The organism is Caballeronia zhejiangensis (genome assembly GCF_022879815.1).
Classification (GTDB): domain Bacteria; phylum Pseudomonadota; class Gammaproteobacteria; order Burkholderiales; family Burkholderiaceae; genus Caballeronia; species Caballeronia zhejiangensis.
Genome location: NZ_CP084284.1, coordinates 145875 through 161457, shown reverse-complemented (window position 1 = coordinate 161457; position 15583 = coordinate 145875). Strand labels below are relative to the sequence as shown.

At 62.2% G+C, this 15583-nt stretch carries 16 protein-coding genes; 3 read left to right on the top strand and 13 right to left on the bottom strand.

All coding sequences use genetic code 11. The annotated features are described in order from the left end of the window. Position 1 precedes the first annotated feature (1 nt). From LDZ23_RS15275 to leuC, 6 genes are all read right to left on the bottom strand, one after another. On the bottom strand, positions 2 to 2074 hold the full coding sequence (locus LDZ23_RS15275; protein WP_008354046.1) for a motility hub landmark protein FimV: 2073 nt from the start codon (positions 2072 to 2074) through the stop codon (positions 2 to 4). Between the two features lie 149 nt (positions 2075 to 2223). Then, complete coding sequence (asd, locus tag LDZ23_RS15270) at positions 2224 to 3345, bottom strand: aspartate-semialdehyde dehydrogenase (RefSeq protein ID WP_008354047.1); 1122 nt, start codon at positions 3343 to 3345, stop codon at positions 2224 to 2226. Positions 3346 to 3427: 82 nt separating this feature from the next. Next, positions 3428 to 3628 carry a hypothetical protein gene (locus LDZ23_RS15265; RefSeq protein WP_152563205.1) on the bottom strand — a complete coding sequence of 67 codons (201 nt, stop codon included), beginning with the start codon at positions 3626 to 3628 and terminating at the stop codon, positions 3428 to 3430. A 101-nt stretch (positions 3629 to 3729) separates the two neighbouring features. Further along, positions 3730 to 4797, bottom strand: a complete 1068-nt coding sequence (leuB, locus tag LDZ23_RS15260) for a 3-isopropylmalate dehydrogenase (RefSeq protein ID WP_008354048.1) — start codon at positions 4795 to 4797, stop codon at positions 3730 to 3732. A 22-nt stretch (positions 4798 to 4819) separates the two neighbouring features. After that, on the bottom strand, positions 4820 to 5470 hold the full coding sequence (gene leuD, locus LDZ23_RS15255; protein WP_008354049.1) for a 3-isopropylmalate dehydratase small subunit: 651 nt from the start codon (positions 5468 to 5470) through the stop codon (positions 4820 to 4822). Between the two features lie 24 nt (positions 5471 to 5494). Then, positions 5495 to 6904 carry a 3-isopropylmalate dehydratase large subunit gene (gene leuC / locus LDZ23_RS15250; RefSeq protein WP_008354050.1) on the bottom strand — a complete coding sequence of 470 codons (1410 nt, stop codon included), beginning with the start codon at positions 6902 to 6904 and terminating at the stop codon, positions 5495 to 5497. A gap of 344 nt (positions 6905 to 7248) precedes the next feature. Here leuC and LDZ23_RS15245 point away from each other — a divergent pair, with 344 nt between their 5' ends. Both LDZ23_RS15245 and LDZ23_RS15240 read left to right on the top strand, forming a co-directional pair. Continuing rightward, positions 7249 to 7497 carry an AbrB/MazE/SpoVT family DNA-binding domain-containing protein gene (locus LDZ23_RS15245; protein WP_008354051.1) on the top strand — a complete coding sequence of 83 codons (249 nt, stop codon included), beginning with the start codon at positions 7249 to 7251 and terminating at the stop codon, positions 7495 to 7497. Then, a complete protein-coding gene (locus LDZ23_RS15240) occupies positions 7491 to 7811 on the top strand; it encodes a type II toxin-antitoxin system PemK/MazF family toxin (RefSeq protein WP_008354052.1) in 321 nt (106 codons plus the stop codon). Before LDZ23_RS15245 ends, LDZ23_RS15240 begins: the two co-directional genes overlap by 7 nt. Before the next feature lie 91 nt (positions 7812 to 7902). Here the strand turns inward: LDZ23_RS15240 and gltA are convergent, their stop codons facing one another. From gltA to LDZ23_RS15205, 7 genes are all read right to left on the bottom strand, one after another. Continuing rightward, the gene (gene gltA / locus LDZ23_RS15235) at positions 7903 to 9204 is read right to left on the bottom strand and encodes a citrate synthase (protein ID WP_008354054.1); all 1302 of its coding nucleotides are present in this window, start codon (positions 9202 to 9204) and stop codon (positions 7903 to 7905) included. Positions 9205 to 9340: 136 nt separating this feature from the next. Next, positions 9341 to 9610, bottom strand: coding sequence for an FAD assembly factor SdhE (locus tag LDZ23_RS15230; protein ID WP_008354055.1), 270 nt, complete (start codon positions 9608 to 9610; stop codon positions 9341 to 9343). A gap of 1 nt (position 9611) precedes the next feature. Then, positions 9612 to 10313 carry a succinate dehydrogenase iron-sulfur subunit gene (locus LDZ23_RS15225; RefSeq protein ID WP_008354056.1) on the bottom strand — a complete coding sequence of 234 codons (702 nt, stop codon included), beginning with the start codon at positions 10311 to 10313 and terminating at the stop codon, positions 9612 to 9614. 22 nt (positions 10314 to 10335) lie between these two features. Beyond that, entirely contained in the window at positions 10336 to 12111 is a 1776-nt protein-coding gene (gene sdhA, locus LDZ23_RS15220) for a succinate dehydrogenase flavoprotein subunit (protein ID WP_008354057.1), read from the bottom strand. 5 nt (positions 12112 to 12116) lie between these two features. After that, positions 12117 to 12485 carry a succinate dehydrogenase, hydrophobic membrane anchor protein gene (gene sdhD, locus LDZ23_RS15215; RefSeq protein ID WP_008354058.1) on the bottom strand — a complete coding sequence of 123 codons (369 nt, stop codon included), beginning with the start codon at positions 12483 to 12485 and terminating at the stop codon, positions 12117 to 12119. A 2-nt stretch (positions 12486 to 12487) separates the two neighbouring features. Beyond that, positions 12488 to 12898 carry a succinate dehydrogenase, cytochrome b556 subunit gene (sdhC, locus tag LDZ23_RS15210; protein WP_008354059.1) on the bottom strand — a complete coding sequence of 137 codons (411 nt, stop codon included), beginning with the start codon at positions 12896 to 12898 and terminating at the stop codon, positions 12488 to 12490. Between the two features lie 169 nt (positions 12899 to 13067). After that, complete coding sequence (locus LDZ23_RS15205; protein WP_033536962.1) at positions 13068 to 13865, bottom strand: GntR family transcriptional regulator; 798 nt, start codon at positions 13863 to 13865, stop codon at positions 13068 to 13070. A 585-nt stretch (positions 13866 to 14450) separates the two neighbouring features. Between LDZ23_RS15205 and LDZ23_RS15200 the strand changes: the two genes are divergently transcribed. Beyond that, on the top strand, positions 14451 to 15437 hold the full coding sequence (locus tag LDZ23_RS15200; RefSeq protein WP_008354061.1) for a malate dehydrogenase: 987 nt from the start codon (positions 14451 to 14453) through the stop codon (positions 15435 to 15437). Positions 15438 to 15583: the final 146 nt, after the last annotated feature.

Sequence of the window (15583 nt, the reverse complement as noted above, 5' to 3'; positions counted from 1 at the left end):
CTCAGGAATGCGGTGCGAGCGTCGACAAGAGCGTGGCGGCCCGCTGGCGCGTCGCCGGATCGTTCGATTCGATCACTTCCTGGAGCAACGTGCGCGCGCCCGAAAGGTCGCCCAGTTCGATGTATTCGGCTGCCAATTCGAGCTTATTGCGCGCGATGGTCGCCAGTTGGCCCGGCGTCAGGGCAGGCAAAGCCTCCGTCGCGTTCGACGTCGGCCCGAGATCGAAATCGAGACTGAGCGGGCCGAATTTTGTCGCGCCCAGGCCAGCGACCGATGCCGCGCCCGCCGTACCCGCTTCGATTTGAGACGCAACGGACTGGGCTTGCGACTGGCCTTGCCGCGCTGCTTCGAAATGCGCCACCGGCTGCGGCATGAACGGCGCCTGCTGGATTGGCTGCGTGCCGCCAGGCGGCTGTTCCAGCGCTGCGGGAGGCGTCTCGAGCGGCGGATTTTTCAGCGACGATGCAGCCGTCTCCGGTCCGGTCGCGCCGGGCGGCTTGATCGTCAGTTCCAGACGCGGCGGCAGTTCCATTTCGAGCGAACCGAGCGCCTGGATTGCGTCCTGGGGGAACTTCGGCATTGGGAAGCGATGCGCGAGCACCGGCTCTTCGTCCGGCGCGATGCCGGATTTTTCCGCCTCGCGCGCTGCCAGTTCTTCGATGTCGCGCTGCTCGGCGGCGCGTTGCTCTGCGGCTTGCTCTTCGGCGGCGCGCGCCTGAAGTTCGCGCAGTTCCGCCTCGCGCGCGATGATCTCGCGTGCCGCGTTCTCACGCGCCAGCTCTTCGCGTTCGGTGACCTGACGCAATTCGGCCTCGCGATCCGCGCCGGCATGACCGGCCTGCTCGCGTGCGAGTGCTTCCCGCGCGGCGGCTTCGCGCGCCCGGATTTCACGCTCCTCGGCCTCGCGCGCGGCGGCCTGGCGTGCCGCGGCTTCGCGCTCTTCGACTTCCCATTTCTCGGCTTCCCGGCGCGCCGCTTCGCGCGCTTCGATCTCGCGCGCATGCTGCTCACGCTGTTCGTGGGTGTCCGGTTCGCTGGCTGGCGGTACGAAATCGGGATGACGTGCAGCCGGCGCAACCGGAACGAACGGCTCTTCCGGTTGCGAGCGGTTCGCCTCGACGAGTGCTTCATCCGCCGCGGTCGACGGCTTTGCCTCGGTCGCCGGCGGCAACGCATCTTCGGACGGAGCGACGGGCGTCTGGGCTACTTCAGCGTTGCCGATGCTCGCGGCGGCCGCAGCCAGTCCGGACTGATCGCGCGCCGGCGACTTGCCTTGAGCACCGGCCGCCGCCTCGCGCGCCTTGCGCAGCGCTTCGTTGCGGGCGTCGGCGTCGGCCTGGGCTTCTTCCAGACTTGCGAACGTACGGGGCGCGCGATCGACGTCGTTGTCGTTCGTCGCGACTGCTCGCTTCTTGCGCCGCATTCTGAGCAGCAGGACGCCGATCACGACGATCACGATCGCGATGATGAAGGGCGACAGACCGATGGTCGCCGCTGCCACGCCGCTGCGGCTGGCCGGTTCCGGTGCGGCCGTGGCGGGCGCGCTTGCGGGCGCGGCGATTGCCGATGCGGCCTCCGGCGTCGCACGCTCCGGCGCCGCCGTCGCGCTGGCTTGCGGCTCCACAGCCGATGCGGGCGCCGCGCTCTCCGGCGCCGGTGTGGCGGTATCCGCCGACGAAGACGCAGGCGCGGACGTTTCGGCGGGCGCGGTCTGCTGCGCCTCGGGCGCCGACGCTGCGGCCGGCGGCGCGCCGCTCAGATCGGCGGGCACGTTCAGCACCGCGCCGAGTTTCAGCTTGTTGATGTCGTGGCTGCTGAAGGCGCTCGGATTGGCGTCGAACAGGGCACGCGCGGCTTTCGCGCGGACGTCGCGATCTTTGGATCCGGTGAGTTCGCCGGCGACATCGCTCAACGATTGTCCCGGCTTGACCGCGTAGGTTTGCCCGGTGGCGGCGGAGGCCTGCGCGAGCGCATCGCCGGGATTCGCCCAGAACATCGCGCATGCGGCGAGACTTGCCGCGGCGAGCGCCGCACGCGATGACGAAACGAAAGACCGGCGAGTTCGATGGATCATTGAGGCTCCGGGTGCGGCAAAAATTGAAACATAAAGCGAAGACCGCTCGATAAACACGGCGTTGCAACAAAGCTCCACAAAAACAAAAAAGCGCCGCGTGAAACGCGACGCTTTCGAGCAAGACACGCGCTTCAGGCGCGTAGTTTACTTTACTTGTCGAGCAGAATGCGCAGCATGCGGCGCAGCGGCTCGGCGGCGCCCCACAAGAGCTGATCGCCGACCGTGAACGCCGACAGATATTCGCCGCCCATCGCGAGCTTGCGCAGACGGCCAACCGGCACCGTCAGCGTGCCCGTGACGACCGCGGGCGACAGATCGCGAATCGATGCTTCGCGCTCGTTCGGCACGACCTTCACCCAGTCATTCGCCGACGCGAGAATGCCGTGCACTTCGTCGAGCGGCACGTCCTTCGTCAGCTTGATGGTGAGCGCCTGCGAGTGGCAGCGCATCGCGCCGATACGCACGCAGAGGCCGTCGACGGGAATCGAGCCCGGCGTACCCATTGCCGGCTTGCCGAGGATCTTGTTGGTTTCCGCGCCGCCCTTCCACTCTTCCTTCGACATGCCGTTGCCGAGATCCTTGTCGATCCACGGAATCAGCGAGCCCGCGAGCGGCACGCCGAAGTTGTCGACGGGCATGCGCTCGCCGTTCATCGCGGCGAGCACGCGGCGGTCGATGTCGAGAATCGCCGACGACGGATCCGCCAGGTCTTCCTTCGCCGAACCGTAGAGCACGCCCATTTGCTGAAGCAGCTCGCGCATGTTCTGCGCGCCCGCGCCCGACGCGGCCTGATAGGTCATCGCCGTCGTCCATTCGACGAGGTTCTCGCGGAACAGGCCACCGAGCGCCATCAGCATGAGGCTGACCGTGCAGTTGCCGCCGATGAAGTCGCGGCCGCCCTTCACGAGCGAATCCTTGATGACGTCCAGGTTGACCGGATCGAGAATGATGACCGCGTCGTCCTTCATGCGCAGCGCCGACGCCGCGTCGATCCAGTAGCCCTTCCAGCCCGCCGCGCGCAGCTTCGGATACACCTCGTTGGTGTAGTCGCCGCCCTGGCACGTGATGATGGCGTCGCACTTTTTCAGGTCGTCGATGCTCGTTGCGTCTTTGAGCTTCGTCTCGTTTTTGGCGAACGACGGCGCGTTGCCGCCCGCATTGCTGGTGCTGAAAAACACCGGTTCGATCAAGTCGAAATCGCCTTCCTGCTGCATGCGCTGCATCAGGACGCTGCCGACCATACCGCGCCAACCAACGAGACCTACGTTCATGACTAACCTTTAACTGTGGACGCTTCCCCGCATCTTTACCCGGCGTGGCCGCGCGGGGAAGACGCTCGGACACGAGGGACGATCAGCGAATCGTGATCGCTTTGATGGAGATTTTCGTAATGCGCGTTTTAGCCGTGGCTCGAGTGGCCACGATGCGCGTGCTGATGGCGAGTTCCGTCGCGAGCGACTTTGAGCCGCGTCCGATGGAATCCAGAGAGAATTGAGAGTTCTTCGCCATAGCAAAGCAATATACACGATAACCGGACGTTTTCGACGGCGTCATGCTGCAGATGCGTGAAAATCGGGCGGATCGTGCGCGAACATCGGTAAAAAGAGACGATCGGCCGCTTTAATGCTTCAGCGCGCCGATCGTCTTTCTCGCGATTACAGCGCCTTCAGCACCGCGTCGCCCATTTCCTTCGTGCCGACAACCTTGCCGTCCGCCGTCGCGATATCGCCGGTGCGGTAGCCCTGCTCGAGCACTTTCTTCACCGCGCTTTCGATGCGATCCGCCTGCTCCGTCTTGCCGAGCGAGTAGCGCAGCATCATGGCCGCCGAAAGAATGGTCGCGAGCGGATTCGCCACGCCCTTGCCCGCGATGTCCGGCGCCGAACCGTGCGACGGCTCGTACAGGCCCTTGTTGTTCTTGTCGAGCGACGCGGACGGCAGCATGCCGATGGAGCCGGTGAGCATCGCCGCTTCGTCCGACAGAATGTCGCCGAACATGTTGCCGGTCACGACGACGTCGAACGCTTTCGGCGCCTTCACGAGCTGCATCGCGGCGTTGTCGACGTACATGTGCGACAGCTCGACATCCGGATATTCCTTCGCGACGTCGATCATCGTGTCGCGCCACAGCTGCGACGTTTCGAGCACGTTCGCCTTGTCGACGCTCGTCAGCTTCTTCTGGCGCTTTTGCGCGGCGGCAAACGCGACGTGCGCGATGCGCCGCACTTCGGGCTCGGAATAGCGCATCGTGTCGAAGCCTTCCTTCGCGCCCGCGAACGGGCCGTCCGGGGCTTCTCGCAAGCCGCGCGGCGCGCCGAAATAGATGTCGCCGTTCAATTCGCGGACGATCAGGATGTCGAGACCCGACACGATCTCCGGCTTCAACGACGACGCGCCCGTCAATTGCGGATAGCAGATCGCCGGACGGAAGTTCGCGAACAGTTGCAGATGCTTGCGCAGGCCGAGAATCGCCTGCTCGGGACGCAGCGCGCGTTCGAGCTTGTCGTACTTCCAGTCGCCGACGGCGCCGAACAGGATCGCATCGGCTTCCTTCGCGAGCGCCAGCGTGGAATCGGGCAGCGGGTGCCCCTTCGCCTCGTAGCCCGCGCCGCCGACCGGCGCCTCTTCCAGCTCGAACTTCTCGCCGAGCGCGTTCAGGACTTTGACCGCTTCGGCGGTGATTTCGGGACCGATGCCGTCGCCGGGGAGAACTGCAATTTTCATCTTTCGCTTCCTTTATGCGCGGTTATCCAACGAGCCGGTTATTCAGCCACGGCTGCTTCGCGAGGCGTTCGGCCTCATATTGCTTGATCTTGTCCGCATGACGCAGCGTGAGACCGATGTCGTCGAAGCCGTTCAGCAAGCAATACTTGCGAAAGCCCGGCACTTCGAACGCATACTCGGTGCCGTCGCCGGTACGCACGACTTGCGCTTCGAGATCGATCGTCAACTGGAAACCAACGAACGCGTAGGTCTCGTTAAACAGCTTGTCGACCTGCTGCTCCGTCAGCACGACCGGCAGGAGACCGTTCTTGAAACAGTTGTTGTAGAAGATGTCCGCGAAGCTCGGCGCGATGATCGCGCGAAAGCCGTATTGATCGAGCGCCCACGGCGCGTGTTCGCGTGAGCTGCCGCAGCCGAAATTCTTGCGCGTGAGCAGAATCGACGCGCCTTGATAACGCGGCTGATTCAGCACGAAATCCGGGTTGAGCGGACGCTTGCTGTTGTCCTGTCCGGGCTCACCGACGTCGAGATAACGCCATTCATCGAACGCGTTCGGACCGAAGCCGGTGCGCTTGATCGACTTCAGGAACTGCTTCGGGATGATCGCGTCCGTGTCGACGTTCTCGCGATCGAGCGGCGCGACGAGGCCGCTGTGCACAATGAATTTTTCCATGATCTTTCTCAGTGTCCCGATCGATTAAGCGAGCTTGCGTACGTCGACGAAATGGCCTTCGATCGCGGCGGCGGCGGCCATCGCGGGGCTCACGAGATGCGTGCGTCCGCCCGCGCCCTGACGGCCTTCGAAGTTGCGGTTCGACGTCGATGCGCAGCGCTCCCCCGCTTCCAGGCGGTCGGCGTTCATCGCGAGGCACATCGAGCAGCCCGGCTCGCGCCATTCGAAGCCGGCGTTCGTGAAGATCTTGTCGAGGCCTTCGCGTTCGGCTTGCGCCTTCACGAGACCCGATCCCGGCACGACCATCGCGAGGCGAATGTTCGACGCGACGCGCTTGCCCAGCGACTTCACGACGTACGCGGCGGCGCGCAAGTCTTCGATGCGCGCATTCGTGCACGAGCCGATGAAAATCTTGTCCGGCTTGATCGATTCGATCGGCGTGTTCGGCTGCAATGCCATATAACTCAGCGCGCGTTCCATCGCGTCGCGCTTGACGGGATCTTTTTCCTTGTCGGGATCGGGCACGCGGCCGTCGATCGACGTCACCATTTCCGGCGACGTGCCCCACGTCACTTGCGGCACGATCTCGGCGGCATTCAGCTCGACGACGCGATCGAAGTGCGCGCCGTCATCGGATTTGAACTGACGCCAGTATTCGACCGCCTGATTCCACTCGACGCCCTGCGGCGAGTACGGACGGTCCTTCAGATAGTTGATGGTCGTGTCGTCGACCGCGACCATGCCGGCGCGCGCGCCCGCTTCGATCGCCATGTTGCAGACGGTCATGCGGCCTTCCATCGTGAGCGCGCGGATGGTCGAGCCGCCGAATTCCATCGCGTAGCCCGTGCCGCCCGCCGTGCCGATCTTGCCGATGATCGCGAGCACGATGTCCTTCGCCGTGCATCCGCGCGGCAATTGGCCTTCGACCTTCACGAGCATGTTCTTGCTCTTCTTCTGCAACAGCGTTTGCGTCGCGAGCACGTGCTCAACCTCCGACGTGCCGATGCCGTGCGCCAGCGCGCCGAACGCGCCGTGCGTGGACGTGTGCGAATCGCCGCAGACGATGGTCATGCCCGGCAGCGTCGCGCCCTGCTCCGGCCCGATGATGTGCACGATGCCCTGACGCAGGTCGTTCATCTTGAACTGCGTGATGCCGAAGGCGTCGCAGTTCTGGTCGAGCGTATCGACTTGCAGCTTCGAAACCGGATCGGCGATGCCGTGCGAGCGGTCGGTCGTCGGCACGTTGTGATCGGACACCGCGAGATTCGCGCTGATGCGCCACACCGGGCGCTCGGCCAGCTTCAGGCCCTCGAAGGCCTGCGGGCTCGTCACTTCGTGCAGCAGGTGACGGTCGATGTAGAGGATCGAGGTGCCGTCCTCTTCCGTGTGGACAACGTGCGTATTCCACAGTTTGTCGTAGAGAGTCTGTGCCATGGTGAGCGCTTTCGTGTGTGACTGCGGGGATTTATCGGTGTACGGCTCGTGAATCGATTATGCCACCACCCGATGAGAATTGGATACTAGGATACGGAAAAAACCCATTAAAAACAGATAGTTATTGTAGTGGTTCCAGTACCCGGATGACGACTACCCGGCTGAACCTCGAGCGCATCGCGACGCTGTCCTTAGATCCTATGCCATTTGGCCGAATGTTCGCCGCACGATACGCGCAATAGGCTGTCGTCAGCGCTCACGATCCGCGCAGTAATAACATTGTATTGACGGCTCTTTCGACAGGTAATAACATCGTGCTTCCATACTCTTCAGTAGTCGACGACATGCGAACCACCATCAGAAAAATGGGCAACTCCCAGGGCATCCTGATTCCCAAGCCGCTGCTCGCGCAATTGGGCTTGGAGAACGAGGTCGACATGGAGGTCGAGAACGACGCGATCGTCCTGCGTCGGCCTCGCGACAAAGCGCGTCAAGGTTGGGCCGAGGCCAGCAAGCTGATTGCGCAAAGCGGCGAGGACGGACTCGTCATGGGCGAATTCGGCAACGACGACGACGGGGAGCTCGAATGGTAGTGCGTGGAGAAGTCTGGTCGGTCGCGCTCGATCCCACCTTGGGCAGCGAAATTCAGAAAACGCGTCCGTGCGTAGTGGTGTCGCCGCCGGAGATGCACGACCATCTGCGCACGGTCATCGTCGCGCCGATGTCGTCGAAGGGAAAGCCTGCGCCTTTCCGCATTCCCATTGCTTTCAAGCGGAAGCAGGGATTGATTCTTCTGGATCAGATTCGCACGGTGGACAAGCTGCGGCTCATCAAGCGGGAAGGCAGCATCGCGGACAACACGCTGACCGACGCGCTTCATACCTTGCAGGAGGTGTTCGCGGATTGAATCCGGCGCCGTCTCTGCGCGCGGCGAGCAAAAAAGCAAAAGCCCCGGCGATTTCTCGCCGGGGCTTCGATACAACTAAAACTCGAGCAGCTTAGCGCTTTGCCAGCGGCTTCGCTTCACGCGGCGTCTGGCCGATGAACAGCTGACGCGGACGACCGATCTTCTGCTCAGGATCGGCGATCATCTCGTTCCACTGCGCGATCCAGCCGACCGTACGAGCCATCGCGAAAATGCAGGTGAACATCGACGTCGGAATGCCCAGCGCGCGCTGCACGATGCCCGAGTAGAAGTCGACGTTCGGATACAGCTTGCGCGACACGAAGTATTCGTCTTCCAGCGCGATCTTTTCAAGTTCCATCGCGAGCTTGAAGAGCGGGTCGTCGTGCAGGCCGAGTTCGTTCAGCACTTCGTGGCACGTCTCGCGCATCAGCTTCGCGCGCGGGTCGTAGTTCTTGTACACGCGGTGTCCGAAGCCCATCAGCTTCACGCCCGAGTTCTTGTCCTTCACCTGCTTGATGAACTCAGGAATGTTGTCGACCGAGCCGATCTCTTCGAGCATGTTCAGCGCGGCTTCGTTCGCGCCGCCGTGCGCCGGACCCCACAGACATGCGATACCGGCTGCGATACACGCGAACGGATTCGCACCCGACGAACCCGCGAGACGCACCGTCGACGTCGACGCGTTCTGCTCGTGGTCCGCGTGCAGGATCAGAATACGGTCGAGAGCGCGCACGAGCACGTCGTTGACCTTGTACTCTTCGCACGGGTTCGAGAACATCATGTGCATGAAGTTCGCGCTGTACGACAGTTCGTTCTTCGGATACACGAACGGCTGACCGATGCTGAACTTGTACGCCATCGCGACGAGCGTCGGCAGCTTCGCGATCATGCGGATCGCGGAGACTTCACGGTGACGCGGATCGTTGATGTTCAGCGAGTCGTGATAGAACGCCGACAGCGCGCCGACCGCAGCCGTCAGCACGGCCATCGGGTGTGCGTCGCGACGGAAGCCGCGGAAGAAGAAGTGCATCTGCTCGTGCACCATCGTGTGACGCGTGACGGTGTCCACGAATTCCTTGTTCTGCGCCTCGTTCGGCAGTTCGCCCTTCAGCAGCAGATAGCACGTTTCGAGGAAGTCCGCGTTCACGGCCAGTTGCTCGATCGGGTAGCCGCGATACAGCAGTTCGCCCTTGTCGCCGTCGATATACGTGATCGCCGAATTGCACGCCGCCGTCGACATGAAGCCCGGGTCATACGTGAACTTGCCGGTCTGACCGTACAACTTGCGGATGTCGATCACGTCCGGGCCCATCGTGCCCTTGTAGATCGGCATTTCGACGCTCGGCGAGTTGTCGCTGAACGATAGCGTGGCTTTAACATCTGACGGGGTCATAGCACATCCTCAATCGAAGTATGGATACAGGTTTTCGATAATTTGCACGACGGAAGCTGCGCGGCAAAACTGTTTTATCGGCCTGTGTGCAGTGCAACAGGCCTATTTTGCAAAACTCCGCGAATTCCTGCTGGAATCACACGGTGCGCAGCATTTCCAGCAAGCGGGTTACGTCCGGCGTCGCCAGGTCGCCTTCAGGCTCCGTGCGCGCCAGCAGCAAGTCCATCAGTTCGTTGTCGCTCAGCTCCAGCAGGCGGGTCAATGCGGCCACGTCGGCGTCGCTGAGGTCATGCTCATATCGGCTGAAGAAACGATCGAAGATCAGATCGTTTTCCAGCAGGCCGCGCCTTGCGCGCCAACGAAGGCGCGCGCGGCGAAGAGGGTCGGACTGGTGAGATTCGTCCATTTCAAACCGCCCGTCGCACCATCAATTCCTTGATCTTGCCGATCGCCTTGGTCGGGTTGAGCCCCTTCGGGCACACGTCGACGCAATTCATGATCGTATGGCAACGGAACAGACGATACGGATCTTCCAGGTTATCGAGGCGTTCGCCCGTCGCCTGATCGCGGCTATCCGCGATGAAGCGATACGCCTGCAGCAAGCCCGCCGGTCCCACGAACTTGTCCGGGTTCCACCAGAAGCTCGGGCACGACGTCGAGCAGCTCGCGCACAGAATGCACTCGTACAAGCCATCGAGTTCATCGCGCTCGACGGGCGACTGCAGACGCTCCTTCTCGGGCGGCGGCGTATCGTTGATCAGATACGGCTTGATCGAATGATACTGATTGAAGAACTGCGTGAAATCGCAGATCAGATCGCGCACCACCGGCAGACCCGGCAGCGGACGCAGCACGATCTTCTGCGGCAGTTCGTTCAGATTCGTCAGGCACGCGAGGCCGTTCTTGCCGTTGATGTTCATCGCGTCCGAACCGCACACGCCTTCGCGGCACGAGCGACGGAACGACAGCGTCTCATCGACTTCCTTCAGCTTCACCAGCGCGTCGAGCAGCATGCGTTCATGCGTCAGATCGAGCTCGTAGCTCTGCATGCGCGGCGCTGCATCCTTGTCCGGATCGTAGCGATAGACTTCAAAAATTCTCTTTGCCATTTTCGATTTCCTTGCGCTTTCCTTAGAAGGTACGCGCCTTGGGCGGCACCGATTCGACCGTCAGCGGCTTCATCTGCACCGGCTTGTATTCGAGGCGATCGCCTTCGCTGAACCACAGCGTGTGACGCATCCAGTTCTCGTCGTCGCGATGCTCGTAGTCGCTGTGCGCGTGCGCGCCACGGCTTTCCTTGCGCGCTTCGGCGGAGACCATCGTCGCGCGCGCGACTTCGATCAGATTCGCCAGTTCGAGCGCCTCGACCTTCGCGGTGTTGAACACCTTCGACTTGTCCTTCAGATGCACGTGCTTCACGCGCTCGGCGAGTTCGGCGATCTTGCCGACGCCTTCTTCGAGCAGCTTCGACGTGCGGAACACGCCCGCATGCGCCTGCATCGATGCGCGGATGTCGTTGGCGATGTTCTGCGTGTATTCGCCCGACGTCGACTTCTCCAGCACCGCGAGACGTTCCATCGCGAAGTCGGCGGCATCGGCCGGTAGCGGCTTGTGCTCCTTCAATTCCTTCGCGTGCTTGATGATGTGATTGCCCGCCGCGCGGCCGAACACGACGAGATCGAGCAGCGAGTTCGTGCCCAGACGATTCGCGCCGTGCACCGACACGCACGAGCATTCGCCAACAGCATAGAAGCCGTTGACCGGATCGTTGTAGCCCTTCGCGGTGCCCACGACCTGACCATGCATGTTCGTCGGAATGCCACCCATCTGATAGTGGATGGTCGGCACGACCGGAATCGGCTCCTTGATGCAATCGACGTTCGCGAACTTCAGCGCAATCTCGCGAATCGACGGCAGACGCTTCATGATCGTCTCCGCGCCGATGTGCGACAGATCAAGCAGCACGTGATCCTTGTTCGGACCGACGCCGCGGCCTTCCTTGATCTCCTGATCCATCGAACGCGAAACGAAGTCGCGCGGCGCGAGATCCTTCAGCGTCGGCGCATAGCGTTCCATGAAGCGATCGCCATTCGAGTTACGCAGAATGCCGCCTTCACCGCGCACGCCTTCGGTAATCAGCACGCCCGCGCCGGCGACGCCGGTCGGGTGGAACTGCCAGAACTCCATGTCCTGCAGCGCGATGCCCGAACGCGCGGCCATGCCGAGGCCGTCGCCCGTATTGATGAATGCATTCGTCGATGCCGCGAAGATACGGCCCGCGCCGCCCGTGGCGAACAGCGTCGTCTTGCCTTCGAGGATATAGACCTCGCCCGTTTCCATTTCGAGCGCGGTGACGCCGAGCACGTCGCCATCGGCGTCGCGGATCAGATCCAGCGCCATCCATTCGACGAAGAAGTGCGTCTTCGCAGCCACGTTCTGCTGATACAGCGTGTGCAGCAACGCGTGACCGGTACGGTCGGCGGCCGCGCAGGCGCGTTGCACGGGCTTCTCGCCGTAGTTCGCCGTGTGGCCGCCGAACGGACGCTGATAGATCGTGCCATCCGGATTACGGTCGAACGGCATGCCCATGTGTTCCAACTCGTACACGGCGTTGGGCGCTTCGCGGCACATGAACTCGATCGCATCCTGATCGCCGAGCCAGTCGGAGCCCTTGATGGTGTCGTAGAAGTGATAGTGCCAGTTGTCTTCGCTCATGTTGCCGAGCGATGCGCCGATGCCGCCTTGCGCGGCCACCGTATGCGAGCGCGTGGGGAACACTTTCGAGAGCACCGCGACGGACAGACCCGCGCGCGCGAGCTGCAGCGATGCGCGCATGCCCGATCCGCCCGCACCGACGATGACCACGTCAAAGCGACGACGCGGCAGGGAAGTCTTGATTGCAGCCATGTTCTTTAAACTCTCCAGAGAATCTGTGCAGCGTAGCCGGCGCATCCGACGAGCCAGAGGATCGTCAGCACTTGCAGCAGCAGGCGCAGACCCATGGGCTTCACGTAGTCCATCCAGATGTCGCGAATGCCGACCCACGCGTGATAGAAGAGGCAAAGCAAGGCTACGAAAGTCGCAAGCTTCATCCACTGGGTCGCGAAGATGCCCGCCCAGCCTTCGTACGAGAAGTTGTGCGCGGCGAAGAACCAGAAGAGAAGAATGACGGTGTACACGGCCATCACGACCGCGGTGATGCGTTGCGCGAGCCAGTCGCGCAGACCATAGTGCGCGCCGACGACCAGGCGCTTGGGGCCGACCCGATTTTGCGTTGCCATGTTTAGAACACTCCGAAGATCTTGAGAGCCATCGCGAGCGTGAGCAACAGCGAGACGATCAGCACGATGAGCGCGCTTTGCTTGCCGCCTTGCTTGTTCACGCCGACGTGCGTGTCGAGCAGCAAGAAGCGGATACCCGCGCAGAAGTGATGCAGATACGACCACGACAACACGAGCGTGATGATCTTGACGATGGGGTTGGCGAGAAAGCCCTTGAACGCGTCGAACGAGATTTCCGACGTGAGGCTCTGATCGAGCAGATACAGGATGAACGGCAGACACACGAAGAGCAGCAGGCCGCTCACGCGATGCAGGATCGATACCTTGCCCGCCAGCGGCAAGCGATACTTCGCGATCTGACCGATCCCGATGTTCCGGTATTCCGGCCTTGGTTTTTTTAATGCTTCAGCCATGCTAGACCCCAACTTGTTAACACACTAATCCGCGATTTTAGCGCCTTTTTATATCGCGCTGCAGCGAGAAGTCCTCTAAAAGACCGTTGCTCCATGCGCGAGAATGGGCCTGCTAACGTGCGTGTTCCGCGAGCACTCAGCCAGTGCTCGCGGCCCGTTCTTCACTCGATCAACTCAAGTCGTTCTGATAAAAATAGCCGGTCGTGACGTACCATCCGCGACGCACTTCGACAGGCCGATCGCCATAGGTATAGGACACGCGCTCGACCGATAACAGCGGAAATCCCTGCGCCACATCGAGGAACTGCGCGACGGTTTCATCGGCGGCGACGGCGCGGATCTTCTCGGTCGCGCGGATCATGCGCGTGCCAAACTCCGTCTCGAACATCGCGTAGAGCGGACCCTTGTACTCGGCGAGACGCTCGGCCGTGAGTCCGCGAAACACCGCGCCCGGCAGCCAGATTTCGTCGAACACGGTCGTCACGCCATCGAACTGCAACAAGCGCTTGATAAGAACGACGGGGTCGGCAGGCTTCAAATCCAGTTGGCGCGCGATCTCCGCCGGCGCGCGCAGGCGCCTGCATTCGAGCAGACGGCTTACGTGAGGATGGACGTCGCCATCGTCGGGCAGAAGGCGCAGGAAGCGGAACTGCACGCGGTCTTCGTTGTGCGTCGCAACGAACGTGCCTTTGCCCTGACGTCGAACGAGAAGATTGTCGGCGGCGAGTTCATCGATCGCCTTGCGGACGGTGCCCTGGCTCACCTTGTAGCGCGCGGCCAGCTCGACCTCGCTCGGGATGATTTCGCCAGGCTTCCATTCGCCGGACTCGAGTCCTTGCGTGATGAGCGCCTTGATTTGCTGATACAGCGGGCTGAACGTCGGCGACGGCGTGCTCGCGGCCTCAGCCGCCGGTGCTGTGCCGTTGGGGGTCGTCGTGCTCGCCGGGTTGGAATTCATGCCGCGCATTTCAACACAAGGCCCGCCGTGCGTCCAGACTTTTCCCGAAGATTCCTATGTCTTATATAAGACATAAGATAGTGTTGACTTTACCTCGGACGGCTCCTACACTCCTTGTCGAGCAAGGGTTTGCGGGTCGTTGCGAAAGCACGGGAACCGCCGCTCAGCGCGTTTTATCATGGCCCTTTTCGCCTCGAGTACGCTCTGAACACGGCATCCGGCGCAGCGTGCAACATACCGCCAGGCACGCCCTTTCGCTTTCGCCTCACGCCGATCGGCCACTCGATTCGCGCGCCGCTGCCTGCCCCTCGCCTCGCAACGTCAAGCGCCGTCTCGTATGGGCGCGTTGCCGTCAGACCCAAGCGAAATCACCGCGTCCTTCCAGAACACTCCGCACGCTCTCGCTCGAAGAGAAGGATTCATGGCATGACGGTCAAGCCGTAACGCCGATGCACGGCACGGGCGCGAACGCTCGGTCGAGCTTCGAAGCGTTTGGGCACGGCATGGCCGGCATGTCTTCATCAACGCTTTGCGTAACGCGCATAAAATGGCGTTTTTCCCTAGCGTTCCACGCACCGTCCAGGAGAGTTCTCAATGGCTAAGTCCGCAAAGCGCGTTGCCGTAACCGGCGCCGCAGGTCAAATCGGCTACTCGCTGCTGTTCCGCATCGCCAATGGCGATCTGCTCGGCAAAGACCAGCCCGTGATTCTTCAGTTGCTCGATCTGCCGCAAGCGCAAGCCGCCGTGAAGGGCGTCGTGATGGAGCTGGAAGATTGCGCATTCCCGCTGCTCGCGGGCGTGGTCGTCACGGACGACCCCAAGGTCGCGTTCAAGGACGCCGACGTCGCGTTGCTGGTCGGTGCACGTCCGCGTTCGAAGGGCATGGAGCGCAAGGACCTGCTGTCGGCGAACGCCGAGATCTTCACGGTTCAGGGCAAGGCGCTGAACGATGTCGCGAGCCGCGACGTGAAGGTGCTGGTCGTCGGCAACCCGGCGAACACGAACGCTTACATCGCGATGAAGTCGGCGCCGGATCTGCCGAAGAAGAACTTCACCGCCATGCTGCGTCTGGACCACAACCGCGCGCTGTCGCAACTGGCGGCCAAGTCGGGCAAGCCGGTCGCGTCGATCGAAAAGCTCGCCGTGTGGGGCAACCACTCGCCGACGATGTACCCGGACTTCCGTTTCGCAACGGCGGAAGGCGAGAGCCTGACGAAGCTCATCAACGACGACGAGTGGAACCGCAACACGTTCATCCCGACCGTCGGCAAGCGCGGCGCGGCGATTATCGAAGCGCGCGGCCTGTCGTCGGCGGCATCGGCGGCGAATGCTGCGATCGATCACGTGCGTGACTGGGTGCTCGGCACGAACGGCAAGTGGGTCACGATGGGCATTCCGTCGGACGGCTCGTACGGCATTCCGGAAGACATCATCTACGGCGTGCCCGTCACGTGCGAAAACGGCGAGTACAAGCGCGTCGAAGGCCTCGAAATCGACGCGTTCTCGCGCGAGAAGATGGACGGCACGCTGAACGAGCTGCTCGAAGAGCGCGACGGCGTTTCGCATCTGCTGGGCAAGTAAGTACGTCGTTCAAGGGGGAGTCTGCAAAGGCTTCCCGTCTGCGCGAACGCTACGCGGCGTTCGTGCATGATTCGAACGCGCTTGAAAAACATCGAGCGTGTTCGAATCATCGAGCAAGATGGAATTTCCCAACTTCCAATCGGACC

What these genes read in the sequence shown, in the direction of transcription:
- gltA (WP_008354054.1), bottom strand. Translation starts at nt 9,204, where the DNA reads ATGACCCCGTCAGATGTTAAAGCCACGCTATCGTTCAGCGACAACTCG.
- sdhC (WP_008354059.1), bottom strand. Translation starts at nt 12,898, where the DNA reads ATGGCTGAAGCATTAAAAAAACCAAGGCCGGAATACCGGAACATCGGG.
- LDZ23_RS15245 (WP_008354051.1), top strand. Translation starts at nt 7,249, where the DNA reads ATGCGAACCACCATCAGAAAAATGGGCAACTCCCAGGGCATCCTGATT.
- LDZ23_RS15275 (WP_008354046.1), bottom strand. Translation starts at nt 2,074, where the DNA reads ATGATCCATCGAACTCGCCGGTCTTTCGTTTCGTCATCGCGTGCGGCG.
- asd (WP_008354047.1), bottom strand. Translation starts at nt 3,345, where the DNA reads ATGAACGTAGGTCTCGTTGGTTGGCGCGGTATGGTCGGCAGCGTCCTG.
- LDZ23_RS15265 (WP_152563205.1), bottom strand. Translation starts at nt 3,628, where the DNA reads ATGACGCCGTCGAAAACGTCCGGTTATCGTGTATATTGCTTTGCTATG.
- LDZ23_RS15240 (WP_008354052.1), top strand. Translation starts at nt 7,491, where the DNA reads ATGGTAGTGCGTGGAGAAGTCTGGTCGGTCGCGCTCGATCCCACCTTG.
- leuC (WP_008354050.1), bottom strand. Translation starts at nt 6,904, where the DNA reads ATGGCACAGACTCTCTACGACAAACTGTGGAATACGCACGTTGTCCAC.
- LDZ23_RS15200 (WP_008354061.1), top strand. Translation starts at nt 14,451, where the DNA reads ATGGCTAAGTCCGCAAAGCGCGTTGCCGTAACCGGCGCCGCAGGTCAA.
- leuD (WP_008354049.1), bottom strand. Translation starts at nt 5,470, where the DNA reads ATGGAAAAATTCATTGTGCACAGCGGCCTCGTCGCGCCGCTCGATCGC.
- LDZ23_RS15205 (WP_033536962.1), bottom strand. Translation starts at nt 13,865, where the DNA reads ATGCGCGGCATGAATTCCAACCCGGCGAGCACGACGACCCCCAACGGC.
- sdhA (WP_008354057.1), bottom strand. Translation starts at nt 12,111, where the DNA reads ATGGCTGCAATCAAGACTTCCCTGCCGCGTCGTCGCTTTGACGTGGTC.
- leuB (WP_008354048.1), bottom strand. Translation starts at nt 4,797, where the DNA reads ATGAAAATTGCAGTTCTCCCCGGCGACGGCATCGGTCCCGAAATCACC.
- sdhD (WP_008354058.1), bottom strand. Translation starts at nt 12,485, where the DNA reads ATGGCAACGCAAAATCGGGTCGGCCCCAAGCGCCTGGTCGTCGGCGCG.
- LDZ23_RS15225 (WP_008354056.1), bottom strand. Translation starts at nt 10,313, where the DNA reads ATGGCAAAGAGAATTTTTGAAGTCTATCGCTACGATCCGGACAAGGAT.
- LDZ23_RS15230 (WP_008354055.1), bottom strand. Translation starts at nt 9,610, where the DNA reads ATGGACGAATCTCACCAGTCCGACCCTCTTCGCCGCGCGCGCCTTCGT.